This window comes from Halomonas sp. (genome assembly GCF_033549285.1).
Classification (GTDB): domain Bacteria; phylum Pseudomonadota; class Gammaproteobacteria; order Pseudomonadales; family Halomonadaceae; genus Halomonas.
In genome coordinates this window covers 1-12,809 of sequence record NZ_JAWSUJ010000046.1, presented here as the reverse complement: position 1 = coordinate 12,809, position 12,809 = coordinate 1, and the positions used below count along the sequence as shown (strand labels likewise).

General features: G+C 66.7%; 11 protein-coding genes. 7 read left to right on the top strand and 4 right to left on the bottom strand.

The features are described from left to right. Positions 1-9: 9 nt before the first annotated feature. The 4 genes from SCI24_RS11740 to SCI24_RS11725 all read right to left on the bottom strand — a co-directional run bounded on the left by SCI24_RS11740 (position 10) and on the right by SCI24_RS11725 (position 4,764). Positions 10-645 (bottom strand): ATP-binding cassette domain-containing protein, encoded by a 636-nt coding sequence (locus SCI24_RS11740; protein WP_318725545.1) that lies wholly within the window; start codon positions 643-645, stop codon positions 10-12. Then, complete coding sequence (locus SCI24_RS11735; protein ID WP_318725567.1) at positions 642-2,321, bottom strand: ABC transporter permease; 1,680 nt, start codon at positions 2,319-2,321, stop codon at positions 642-644. Before SCI24_RS11735 ends, SCI24_RS11740 begins: the two co-directional genes overlap by 4 nt. 49 nt (positions 2,322-2,370) lie before the next feature. Continuing rightward, positions 2,371-3,603: an ABC transporter substrate-binding protein gene (locus tag SCI24_RS11730; RefSeq protein WP_318725544.1), complete on the bottom strand. Its 1,233-nt coding sequence runs from the start codon at positions 3,601-3,603 to the stop codon at positions 2,371-2,373. A gap of 72 nt (positions 3,604-3,675) precedes the next feature. Further along, complete coding sequence (locus SCI24_RS11725) at positions 3,676-4,764, bottom strand: aminoglycoside phosphotransferase family protein (RefSeq protein ID WP_318725543.1); 1,089 nt, start codon at positions 4,762-4,764, stop codon at positions 3,676-3,678. A 212-nt stretch (positions 4,765-4,976) separates the two neighbouring features. Between SCI24_RS11725 and SCI24_RS11720 the strand changes: the two genes are divergently transcribed. The 7 genes from SCI24_RS11720 to SCI24_RS11690 all read left to right on the top strand — a co-directional run. Continuing rightward, on the top strand, positions 4,977-5,690 hold the full coding sequence (locus SCI24_RS11720; RefSeq protein ID WP_318725542.1) for a hypothetical protein: 714 nt from the start codon (positions 4,977-4,979) through the stop codon (positions 5,688-5,690). A 242-nt stretch (positions 5,691-5,932) separates the two neighbouring features. Continuing rightward, on the top strand, positions 5,933-7,399 hold the full coding sequence (locus SCI24_RS11715) for a nodulation protein NfeD (protein ID WP_318725541.1): 1,467 nt from the start codon (positions 5,933-5,935) through the stop codon (positions 7,397-7,399). 64 nt (positions 7,400-7,463) lie between these two features. Further along, on the top strand, positions 7,464-8,267 hold the full coding sequence (locus tag SCI24_RS11710; protein WP_318725540.1) for a slipin family protein: 804 nt from the start codon (positions 7,464-7,466) through the stop codon (positions 8,265-8,267). 427 nt (positions 8,268-8,694) lie between these two features. After that, complete coding sequence (locus SCI24_RS11705) at positions 8,695-10,185, top strand: SulP family inorganic anion transporter (protein WP_318725539.1); 1,491 nt, start codon at positions 8,695-8,697, stop codon at positions 10,183-10,185. Position 10,186: 1 nt separating this feature from the next. Beyond that, a complete protein-coding gene (locus tag SCI24_RS11700; RefSeq protein WP_318725538.1) occupies positions 10,187-11,041 on the top strand; it encodes a universal stress protein in 855 nt (284 codons plus the stop codon). Between the two features lie 177 nt (positions 11,042-11,218). Beyond that, on the top strand, positions 11,219-12,397 hold the full coding sequence (gene cfa, locus SCI24_RS11695) for a cyclopropane fatty acyl phospholipid synthase (RefSeq protein ID WP_412929618.1): 1,179 nt from the start codon (positions 11,219-11,221) through the stop codon (positions 12,395-12,397). Positions 12,398-12,436: 39 nt separating this feature from the next. After that, positions 12,437-12,809 (top strand): S-adenosylmethionine synthetase N-terminal domain-containing protein (locus SCI24_RS11690; RefSeq protein ID WP_318725536.1); only part of this gene is annotated, 373 nt, incomplete at its 3' end.

Genomic DNA, 12,809 nt, shown 5'->3' with positions numbered 1-12,809 from the left:
CCCAGAGGCTCAGTGGGACAGTTCGATCACTCGCCCACCGGCATCCTCGGCGTCCTCGGCGTCATGGGTCACCAGCAGGCTGGGCAGGCCGGCCTCGCGCAGGCGGTCGAACACCAGCCGGCGCATCTCGTGACGCAGGTGGGTGTCGAGCTTCGAGAAGGGTTCGTCGAGCAGTACCGCGCAGGGGGCCGACAGCAGCAGGCGCATCAGCGCCACCCGGGCCTTCTGGCCGCCGGAGAGGGTGGCCGGGTCCCGGTCGCCGAAGCCGGCGAGGCCGATGGTTGCCAGGGCCTGCTCGACCCGTGCGGCCTTGTCGGCGCTGGCCCCGGGCATGCCGAAACGCAGGTTGCCGCACACCGAGAGGTGGGGGAAGAGCAGCGGGTCCTGGAACAGCAGGCCGATGCCGCGTCGCTCGGCCGGCAGGCCGCCGATGTCGTGGCCGTCGAGCAGCACCTGGCCGCTGGCCCGGAACTCGGGGGCCAGGAAGCCGGCGAGATAGGCGAGCAGGGTCGACTTGCCCGAGCCGGAGGGCCCCATGACGGTGAGGACCTCACCGGGGCCGATCTCGGCATCGAGCTCCACCAGGACCTGGTCGCCCAGCTGGATGCAGATATCACGAAGTTCGAGTCGATGGGTGGCGTTCATGGGGCTCCCTGCATGCCGCGTCGCCGCGACCATAGCAACCTGGGCAGGCCGACGGCGAGGATGAAGCCCACCAGGGGCAGAACGGCCTGGACCAGCGCCCAGACACCGATCACCCGGCGATTGCCGCCGGCGGCCAGCGAGACGGCCTCGGTGGTGACGGTGGTCACCCGTCCTCCCCCCAGCAGCTGGGTAGGCAGGTACTGGCCGATGCTGACCGCCAGCCCCACGGCCAGGGCAGTGAGGATCGGCGCCAGCAGCATCGGCAGGCGTACTCGCCAGAAGGTTCCGTTGCACGAGGCGCCCAGCGTCAGCGCCAGCTGCGACCAGCGCGGGTCGAAGCGCCGGTAGGCCTCGGAGAGCGAGAGGAAGACGTAGGGCAGCACGAACAGCAGGTGGCCGAAGGCGACCAGCGCATGGGTCGGTCGGGTGCCGAGCTGCTCCATCACCACCGCCAGGCCGAACAGGAAGGCGATCTGCGGGACGATCAGCGGCAGGTAGAGTAGCCACAGGGCCCGCGAGGGGTGTCGGCCACGGCGCTGCTCGTTTTCCAGTGCCGCCAGGGCCAGGACCATGGCGAGCAGCGTCGCGCACAGGGCGATCAGCGCCGTCGAGGCGACCGGCCCGGCAAGCGAGGGCAGGACCCGGGCCCAGTGGGCGGCGGTGAAACTTCCCGGCAGGGCGTCGGGGAAGCGCCAGAAGCCGGCCACGGAGTGGATCGCCAAGCCGGCGATGCCGACGAAGGCGATCGCCGTGGCCAGCAGGATCCACAGCTTGCCGGCGACATGCAGGCCCACCTCGCCCCGACGCCGTCCGCCGCGTTCGATCCAGAGGCTCATCAGCCGGCTGGCGACACGCTCCAGTCCCCACCAGATAGCCAGCGCCGTGGCGGTGACGCCGAGCTGGAGGATCGCGCCGGCCGAGGCCAGGAAGCGCTTGTCGAGGTCGGGGTCGCTGAACCAGCCGAGGATCGACACGGCAAGCGTGGGCGGCAGGGTGGGGCCGAGGATCATCGCCACATCCACCACCGAGGAGGCGTAGGCGACCACCGCGTAGACCGGCAGGCGGATCAGCGGATAGAGCGACGGCGCGACCACCTTCCACCAGGCCAGGGCCGGGCGGTAGCCCAGCGAGCGGGCCATGGCGACGCGCCGTTCGGGATCGAGCTGGGGCAGGGCCGCCAGGCTCATCAGCAGCAGGAAGGGAATCTCCTTGATCACCAGTCCCGCGATCAGGGAGAGCCCCCAGGGATCCTGGACGATCAGCAGGTCCGGTGGACGCTCCCAGCCGGTCAGCCCTGGCGAGGCGAGTCGCGCGACCAGCCCCGAGGGGGCGATCAGGAAGGCCAGGCCGAAGGCCGCGGCGGCATGGGGAATGGAGAGCAGCGGCGAGATCAGTCGCCGGATCCAGCGGTCGAGCCGGCTGCCGGTCGCGGCGGCCAGGTAGAGCAAGACCACCGCCAGCGAGATGGCGGTAGCGAGCAGTCCGCTGGCGAGGCTGATGGTGGCCGAACGCCAGATGCCGGGCTCGGCAAACAGGGCCCGCCAGGGGGCCAGCGACAGGCTATCCCCGCCCAGGGCCGGCAGGTAGCCAAAGGCCGGCAGCAGGGCCATGCCCAGGCCGGCAAGGATCGGGACCACCAGCAGCGCGACGAGCAGCACGGGCGCCAGGCGCAGCATCATCGAGCGAGCCTCGTCGCGGGCGCGGTCGGTTCGCGGTGCCTCGGCATCAGTTGCCGATATAGCGAGCCTGCCAGGCATCCTGCAGGGCCGTCATCCAGCTGGGGTGCGGCTCGGGCAGGGTCTGCTGCAGGGCGTCTGGGGGCAGCATCGCCGGGTTGCTCTCGTCCAGGGCGAACAGGGCCCGGGTCTCGTCATCGAGCCGGGCCACATCGAGCACGGTGTGATCCCCCCAGACGGCGAGGTCCTGCTTGTGTGCCTGGGCCTCCGGCGAGAGCAGGAAGTCGGCGACCACCATGGCCCCGGCCTTGTGGGGCGAGTTGAAGGGGATGGCCACGAAGTGCACGTTGCCCAGGGTGCCGCCCTTCGGCACATAGCTGCGGGTGCTTTCCGGCAGTTCGAAGTCGGCGACCGCCGCCGCCGGCTCCGAGGGCGTGAAGGTGAAGGCCAGCGCCAGTTCGCCGCTGCCCATCAGGCTGCGCATCTCGGGCCCGGTGGCAGGGAACAGCCGACCACTGCGCCACAGGTGGGGGTGGAGCGCATCCAGGTAGTCCCAAAGCGGGGCAGTGACGGCCGCGAAGTCGCTCTCCTCGACCGGCGCATAGAGTGCCTGTTCCTCGTCGGTCAGCTCGATCAGGGCCTGCTTGAGGAAGGTGCTGCCGGTGAAGTCGGGAATCCTCGGGTAGGTGAAGCGCCCGGGGTTGGCCTCGGCCCATTCCAGCAGGGCCGGAATATCCTGCGGGGGCGCCGCGACCTCGTCGCTGTCCCCGCGGAGCTCATGGCTATCATAGTAGAAGGTGATCTGTGCCCGGCCCCAGGGGGACTCGTACCCCTCGGTGGGCAGGGTGAAGTCGGTGACCACTTCGGGGTTGTGCTCGGGGTGGGTGAGCGCGAAGTTCGGCAGCGACCCGGCGAAGGGACCGAACAGCAGGTCGTTGGCCTTCATGGTGGCGAAGTTCTCGCCATTGATCCAGATCAGGTCGACATTGCCGTCGTCATGGTTGCCGGCCTGCTTTTCCGCCAGCACCCGAGAGACCGCCTCGGCGGTGTCACCGACCTTGACATGGGTGAGCGCAATATCGAACTGCGCCTCGACCCGCCCGGCGACCCAGTCGATATAGTCGTTGGTGCGCTGCTCACCGGCCCAGGCATACCAGTAGACCGTCTGGCCGCGCGCCTCGTCGAGCACGGCCTCCCAGTTAGTTGGATCGGGGGCCGCGGCGGCGGGGCCGGAAAGCAGCAGGGCGACGGGCGCGGCGGCAGCCAACAGGCGAATCGGCATCTAGGGTTCCTCTGGGTGATTGGCAGTGTCGGGGTGAAGTGCGCTTGGTGGTGCGCTATCGGACTGTCGCCCTCAGTCGTTTAGCGCCTGCACGAGGGTGCGAAATTCCCGCTGTACATGCTCGATGGCGGCCACGGAAAGGTAGTGGTCGACCCGGTTGCGGACGTGGGCAATCAGGGCATCGTCGCTCAGCTCGGCGGACCAGTCCTCGCCGCGGGCATGGGCGTCCCGGGAGAGAAGGTTACTGGCTCGCCACTTCGCGCACCAGGTCAGCGACCAGAGCCACATGGCCCGCCGGCTCGCCAGCAGGGTGTCGGTGTTGCCATCGAAGCCCGTGGCGGCGATCCAGTGCCGGTAGAAGGCGGCCACCTCGGCGGGGAGCAGTTCGGCGCGGCTCTGCAGGTCCCAGGTGGTGGAGGTGTAGAGGCTGGCGTGGGCCAGGTCGAAGCCCACCAGGCCGTAGCGGCACTTCTCCAGGTCCACCAGCACCGCGCGTCCGGACTCGGTGACCAGGAAGTTGCCGGGATGGGCATCGAAGCTGATCAGTCGCGGCTCGGCACCAGGCCCGGCAGGCAAGCGTTCCGGCAGGGCGGCCAGCTCGGCCTCGATCAGCGCTCGGGCGTCGGCATCCAGCCCGGCCCGGTCGAGGAAGCGCGCCTGGTCCCTGACCTCCTCGAGCATCGCCTCCCAGGGGGCGGCGGGTGACAGCAGCGGCGGGCGCGCCTCGGCATCGGGCACGTCCAGTACATGGAAGCTGGCCAGCGCCTCAGCGATGTCGGGAAGGTCATCCGGGAGTCGCGCCGGGCGCCCCCGGATGGCACTGACCAGCAGCCCGCCGCGCGGCAGCGACGGGCCGGGCGGGAGGATGCCGTGCAGGGCGGGGGCATGGCCGCCCTGGCTGGCGCGCTCGAAGCAGGCCGCCTGGTAGTCGAGGTTGGCGGCGGGGTCGAGTCGCATCTGGCTCTGCTTGGGTAATCGCGCCACCCAGTCGATCTGTTCCCGCTCGAGCCACACATGGTGATGGGCCAGGCCCGTATCGGCCATCGGATACATGGCCTGAATGTCCGCGTCATGACCGGCGTGGCGCAGGGCCACTGCCAGGGGATGGCAGAGATCCGGTCGGGCCTGTGGCGAAGCGGGGCGAACGGCGATATCCGGCATGACGCTCCTTGGGTGATGTGGTTGCGATCGATGATGGAGGGTCGTTCGGCGCAAGACATTCCTTACATTTCGACGGCTCCCCGATGACCTGCTGCATGTCGGCCGGCTGTAAGCCTGGAGCAATGTCATCGACATAAGGGAACCGTTGTTGCGACACGGTGGAGCGAGGGCTCCGGATATCTACTAGATGGACACAAGCGAAGGTGAACAATATGTCACAGCATGACGATAAACGCCGCAAGCTCCTGGGCCGCCTGAATCGGCAACTGGCCTACACGGCCCCGCTGCTCGCCCTGGTGGCGGGGGGCACCGCCCTTCACGCCTCCGCAGGCAATGACGCGGCCGTTGCCGACTTTACCTCGCCCTCCGATACGTCCCTGATGCTGGCCAGCAACCATGCAGAGGGCGCTGCCGAGGCGCAGGCAGAAGCCGAGGGAGAAGCCCAGGGCGAGGCAGAAGCTGAGGGTGAGGCAGAGGGTGAGGCAGAGGGTGAGGCAGAGGGTGAGGCAGAGGCAGAGGGTGAGGCCGAAGGAGGCGACAGCGCTGCGGTGGCAAGGCCCGAGGGGTATTCGCCGGCCTACAACGAGACCGGCGACAATCCCCAGGAGATGCTTGCCCGCGGCGAGGAGCTCTATTACGACACCTCATTGAGCAGCAACGGTCTCGCCTGCGCGAGCTGTCACGGCAGTGACGGTCAGGATATGGGCTACAACCCGACATTCGAACAGCCCTTCCCCCATCAGGTGGCGATGGCCGCCAACCAGTTCGGCATGTCGGAAGTGCACGCCGACGAGATGGTGCAGATCTGCATGGTGGCGCCGATGGCGGCCGACCCGCTCGAGTGGGGCGGTGAGGAGCTGACGTCTCTGTCGGCCTACATGGTGGAGGTGCAGAAGCGCGTCGCCGGAGAGCCGCATGATCTCTGAGCCAGACTTGCAGCGCTGAAACGCTCACTCCTGACTTACCCTCCCCGGGCCCGCCAGCTGGCGGGTCCGGTTGCATGCAACGATGGCATCTCCTTCCCTTCGACCAGAGGCAGGCTGTTGCCGCACATGGGTCCACTGCCTACGCTGATATCGGCAATGACTGAACCACTGTTCCTCGACGAGGTTCTCAGGGACAGGCACTGAAGGGCGGGTATGAGATGACGTATCCAGAATGCAGGGGCATGGCCGGGCGCGTCCTGATGCTGGCAAGCCTGCTGTGTCTGGCGCTCGGTGCGCTGCTGGCCTGGCAGGTCCAGGCACAGCAGGGCCAGCGCACCGCCCTGGTGATGACGATCGACGATGCCATCGGGCCTGCCATCAGCGACTATTTCCTGCGTGGCCTGGAACTCGCCGAGGAGCGTGATGCCGAGCTGGTGGTGGTGGAGATGGACACCCCCGGCGGGCTCGACGCCTCGATGCGCTCAATGATCCGCGCCATGCTCACCTCCAGCGTACCGGTGACCATCTATGTCGCACCGGCGGGGGCCCGGGCGGCCAGCGCCGGCACCTACCTGCTCTATGCCAGCCATGTTGCGGCCATGGCGCCGGCCACCCATCTCGGCTCGGCGACCCCGGTACAGCTCGGCGGCGGTGGCCTGTCGGGACTCGGCGATGACGACGACGGGGGAGAGGGGGGCGCCCGGGCGCAGGAGGCCGAGGATAGTGACGCGGCGGCGACCGGGAACGAGGGGAGTGCCGATGACGAAGCGGCCAACGGCGAAGGCGAGGCCAGCGAAGAGGGCGACGACCGGCGGCGCGGCGAGACGGCCATGGAGCGCAAGGTGCTGGAGGACGCGGTGGCCTATATCCGCTCGCTGGCCGAGCGCCACGGCCGCAATGCCGACTGGGCCGAGCAGGCCGTGCGCGAGGCGGTCAACCTTACCGCCCGGGAGGCCCTGGAGCAGAACGTCACCGACGTGGTGGCCACCGACCTGGGCGATCTGCTGGCCCAGATCGATGGGCGCACGGTGGTGATGGAGGATGGCGAGCGTACCCTGGCCACGGCCGATCTGGTCGTCGAGCGCTTCGATCCGGACTGGCGCACCAAGCTGCTGGCCGTGATCACCAATCCCAACGTCGCCTATTTCCTGATGATCATCGGCTTCTACGGGCTGATCTTCGAGCTGTCCAATCCGGGCAGCCTGGTGCCGGGGACCATCGGCATCATCTCGCTGCTGCTGGCACTGTTTGCCTTCCAGGTGCTGCCGGTCAACTACGCCGGCCTGGCGCTGATCCTGGTAGGGCTGGGGCTGATCGTGGGTGAGGCATTGATGCCCAGTTTCGGCATTCTCGGAATAGGCGGCATCGTCGCCTTCGTGATCGGATCGGTGATGCTGATGGACGCGGACAACCTGAACATCTCGCTGCCGATGATCGGCGGCATCGCCCTGCTGGCGGCGGGCCTGATGCTGTGGGTGATGACCCGCTTCATCGGGCTGCGGCGTCGCGTGCCCCGGACCGGCCAGGAGGAGCTCGTCGGCAGCGAGGCCAAGGCACTCGAGGATTTCGCGGGACAGGGCCATGTGCGGCTGATGGGCGAGCGCTGGAATGCCCGCACTACCCAGCCGCTGACCCGGGGACAGGCGGTGCGTGTGACGGCGGTCGACGGCCTGACCCTGGAGGTAGAGCCTCTCGACGCCTCGTCCTGAGGGCCTGGCACGTTTCCCGGCGCCGGCGCCTGCCGTGGCCGGCCACATCGAAGGAGAGCAAGCCATGTTGATTTCCTATCTCGTTCCGGTCGTCCTGCTGCTCATGCTGCTGGCGGCCTCGATCCGTATCCTGCCCGAATACAAGCGGGGGGTGGTGTTCTTCCTCGGCCGCTTCCAGGCGGTGAAGGGGCCGGGCCTGCTGATCATCATTCCCGGCATCCAGAAGATGGAGGTGGTCGACCTCCGGGTGATCACCATGGATGTGCCGGAGCAGGACGTCATCTCCCAGGACAACGTCACCGTCAAGGTCAACGCGGTGCTCTACTTCCGGGTGGTGGACCCGGAGAAGGCGATCATCCAGGTGGAGAACTTCGTCAACGCCACCAGCCAGCTGGCCCAGACCACGCTGCGCTCGGTGCTCGGCAAGCATGACCTGGACGAGATGCTCTCCGAGCGTGACAAGCTCAACGATGACATCCAGGAGATCATCGACAGCTCCGCCGAGAGCTGGGGCATCAAGGTGGCCAACGTGGAGATCAAGCACGTCGACCTCGACGAGAGCATGATCCGCGCCATCGCCCGCCAGGCCGAGGCGGAGCGCGAGCGGCGCGCCAAGGTGATCCACGCCGAGGGTGAGCTGCAGGCCTCGCGCAAGCTGGTCGAGGCGGCCAACGTGATGGCCGAGAACTCCGCCGCGCTGCAGCTGCGCTACCTGCAGACCATGAGCGACATGAGCAACAAGAACGCCTCCACCATCTTCTTCCCGCTGCCCATGGACATCATGGAGGCCTTCAGGCACATGAAGGCCTCCCCCGCCGCCAGGGCCCGTGCCGGCGGGGCCGCGCCGGATGATACCGACGCCTCCTGATCCCGTTGCCACGGCCGGCCGGTCGTGGCAGCCCTTGCCATCCCCGCCCGGGAATGCACTGCAGCATATGTTCTGCTATAATCCTGCGCTCTTGTCGTACGCACCCGTTGGACTTTCGTCTGATGGTGCATCCTTGATGCAGAGCAAGGGAACCCGCAGAACATGATGACTCCCCTGGCAGGGCTGGCCACGCCGCCCTAGCGCACCCCTTCCCCATCTCCCCGCGATGCCGCCGTCTTCGGTCCTTCATCGCGCGACATCACGCTGATGTCCCGGTCGCCCCTGTGCGCCACCTTGCTTGCGATTACCGCCTTCTCCTGAATCTGCCATCGGCAACAGCGCCCGACCGGGGTGCCGGGAAGGGCATGCAAACGACAGGATCTCGACGCCTCACGGCCCATCCACCACCCCCTGACTGGACCGCAGCATGTACGAAAAAATGAAACTGAGTTGGTTCTCCAACCTCAAGGGCGACACCTTGGCGGGCATCGTCGTCGCCCTGGCGCTGATCCCCGAGGCCATCGCCTTCTCCATCATCGCCGGGGTCGACCCCAAGGTGGGCCTCTACGCCTCCTTCGCCATCTGCGTGATCATCGCCTTCACCGGCGGGCGCTCGGGGATGATCTCCGGTGCCACCGGCGCCATGGCGTTGCTGATGGTCCTGCTGGTCAAGGAGCACGGCCTGGAGTACCTGCTGGCGGCCACCTTGCTCACCGGGGTGCTGCAGATCATCGCCGGCTATCTCAGGCTCGCCGAATTGATGCGCTTCGTGTCGCGCTCGGTGGTGACCGGCTTCGTCAACGCCCTGGCGATCCTGATCTTCATGGCCCAGTTGCCGGAGCTGACCGGGGTGACCTGGCACGTCTACGCCATGACGCTGGCCGGCCTGGCGATCATCTACGGCTTTCCCCTGGTGCCGGTCATCGGCAAGTCGATCCCCTCGCCGCTGGTCTGCATCGTGGTGCTCACCGCCGTCTACATGCTCACCGGCATGGAAATTCGCAGCGTCGGCGACATGGGCGAGCTGCCCGACAGCCTGCCGGTCTTCCTGTGGCCCGAGGTGCCGCTCAACCTCGAGACGCTGATGATCATCTTCCCTACCTCGCTGATGCTGACCGTGGTGGGCCTGCTGGAGTCGATGATGACCGCGACCATCATCGACGACCTGACCGATACCCGGAGCAACAAGAACCGCGAGTGCAAGGGGCAGGGTCTCGCCAACATCGGCTCCGGCCTGATCGGCGGCATGGCGGGCTGCGCGATGATTGGCCAGTCGGTCATCAACATCAAGTCCGGCGGTCGCCGCCGCATGTCCTCGCTCATCGCCGGCGTGGTGCTGCTGCTGATGGTGGTGTTCCTGGCCGACTGGGTCTCCCAGATCCCCATGGCCGCACTCGTCGCCGTGATGATCATGGTCGCCATCGGCACCTTCAGCTGGTCGTCGATCCGCGACCTCAAGAAGCATCCCATGAGCACCAATATGGTGATGGTGGCCACCGTGGTGGTGGTGGTGGTGACCCACAACCTGGCCATCGGCGTCTTCGTCGGCGTGCTGCTCGCCGCCATGAACTTTGCCAACAAGGTAGGCAACATCCTCTACATCGGCAGCGAGGAGGCCGACGAGCGCAGCCGTCGCATCTACAAGGTGGTGGGACAGGTATTCTTCGCCTCTTCCGAGCGCTTCGGCGAGGCCTTCGACTTCAAGGAGACGGTGGAGAAGGTCACCATCGACCTGTCGCGGGCCCACTTCTGGGATATCACCGCCGTCCAGGCGCTGGATCGCATCGTGATCAAGTTCCGCCGCGAGGGCACCGAGGTGGAGATGATCGGCCTCAACGAGGCCAGTGCCACCATCGTCGACCGCTATGCGGTGCATGACGACCCCGAAGCCGTCGAGAAACTGATGGGAGGTCACTGAGATGACAGAACAGGTAATGGCCGCCATCGACGGCTCCAGGTTCTCCGAAGGCGTGTGCGACGCTGCTGCCTGGGCCAGCCTGGCCCTGGACGCCCCGCTGACCTTCCTGCACGTGAACGACAACCATGTGCCGCCGGAGGAACGCAATCTCTCCGGCAATCTTCGAGCCGGTGCTCGGGAACGTCTGCTCGAGGAGCTCTCCCAACTCGATGAGCAGCGCGCCAAGGTGGCCCAGGAACAGGGCCGGCTGATGATCAAGTCGGCTATCGAGCGGGCCGTCGAGGATGGCGTGAGAGATCCTTCTGGCCGCCAGCGCAATGGCACCCTGGTGGAGACCCTAGAGGAACTTCAGGACGAGATCCGCCTGCTGGTGGTGGGCAAGCGCGGCGAGACGGCCCACCAGGACGGAGACCACCTGGGCTCCAACCTGGAGCGGGTGGTGCGCACCCTGCACCGGCCGATCCTGATGGTGCCGGAGTCCTTCGAGGCTCCAAAGAAGGTGATGCTGGCCTTCGACGGCAGCAAGACCACCCGCAAGGGGGTGGAGATGCTGGCCAAGAGCCCGCTGTTCGACGGTATCCCGGTGCACGTGGTCATCGTCGGCGCCGAGACCGGCGACAACCGCTCCCAGCTCGACTGGGCACTCAAGACCCTGCGCGACGCCGGCCATGAGGCCGAAGGCGCCATCCGCGCCGGCGAAGTGGAGGCGACACTCCACGCCTACCAGGAGGAGCATGCCATCGACCTGCTGGTGATGGGTGCCTACGGCCACTCGCGTATCCGCCATCTGCTGGTGGGCAGTACCACCAGCGAGATGCTGCGCAAGTCGCACATACCGGTGCTGCTGCTGCGCTGATGTTTCCGAAACCGGCCTACCGCTCTCTTGGTGTGCGCCGGTTTTTTTCTTTCAAGGCACGCCAGTGCCATGTGCAGGAGCCGGTAAATTGACGATCGCCCCGCCCTGATTCGCGCTTCCGTCAATCCCCACCCACACCGAGGACCCTGATGACAGCGCCTCTCCTTTCAGGAGGGCATGACAAGGAATCTACCATTGGACAGTAGTACCACCTTCAACCATTCTGCCTTCTTCGATGAAACCTCGTCCTCGCAGCGCTTCGTCGCCGAACTGCTGGAGAAAGCGGACATCCGCGTCAACGGCGACCGCCCCTGGGATATCAAGTTCAATACTCACGGCGTCATCGACGAGGCGCTGGCCCGCGGCAACCTGGGCCTGGGCGAGAGCTACATGAACGGCGACTGGGACGCAGAACACCTCGACGAGTTCTTCTTCCACCTGCTGCGCGCCCGCCTCCCCGACGAGATCAATCACCGCAAGCTGATCTTCCACCACCTCAGGACTCGCTTGCTCAACCTGCAGACCGCCAAGCGCGCCTTCGAGGTCGGCGAGGCTCACTATGACCTCGGCAACGACTTCTACGCCGCCATGCTCGACAAGCGCATGACCTATACCTGCGGCTACTGGAAGGATGCCGATAACTTGGCCGATGCCCAGGAGGCCAAGCTCGACCTGATCTGCCGCAAGCTCGAGCTCGAGCCCGGCATGCGCGTGCTCGATATCGGCTGTGGCTGGGGCAGCTTCATGGCCTATGCCGCCGAGCACTATGGTGTGGAGTGCGTGGGCCTGACCATCTCCCGCGAGCAGGCCGATTATGGCAAGAGCCTGATGCAGCAGGGCCTGCCGGTGGAGTTCCGCCTCAAGGATTACCGCGACGAGACCGAGCAGTTCGATCGCATCGTCAGCATCGGCATGTTCGAGCATGTCGGCCGCAAGAACTACCGCACCTACATGGAGGTCGCGAATCGTTGTCTCAAGGACGACGGCCTCTTCCTGCTGCACACCATCGGCAAGAACGTGCGTGGCACTTCGCCGGATCCCTGGATCGACAAGTACATCTTTCCCAACGGCGAGCTGCCGGCCATGGGGCATGTCACCGATGCCGCCGAGGAGCTGTTCGTGGTCGAGGACCTGCACAACTTCGGCGCCGACTACGACAGGACCCTGATGGCCTGGCACGAGAACTTCGAGGCCGCCTGGCCGCAGTTTGCCGAGGCCTACGGCGAGCGCTTCTACCGCATGTGGCGCTACTACCTGCTGAGCTGTGCCGGTGCCTTCCGCGCCCGGGACATCCAGCTCTGGCAGTTCGTGCTCAGCAAGAAGGGCGTGCTCGGCGGCTATCGTCGCGTCAGCTGAAACGCTATCCATCCACCACTCACTCACCTGGAAGTTCCGATGAGCGACTACTCCCTGTTCACCTCCGAGTCCGTGTCCGAAGGGCACCCGGACAAGATCGCCGACCAGATCTCCGATGCGGTGCTCGACGCCATCATCGCCCGCGACAAGAATGCCCGGGTGGCCTGCGAGACCCTGGTCAAGACCGGCGTGGCCATCGTCGCCGGCGAGATCACCACCTCGGCCTGGGTCGACCTCGAGGCGCTGGTGCGCGAGGTGATCACCGGCATCGGCTACACCTCCTCGGACGTGGGCTTCGACGGCGAGACCTGCGGGGTGCTCAACCTGATCGGCAAGCAGAGCGTGGACATCGCCCAGGGGGTCGACCGCAACACCCCCGAGGACCAGGGCGCCGGCGACCAGGGCCTGATGT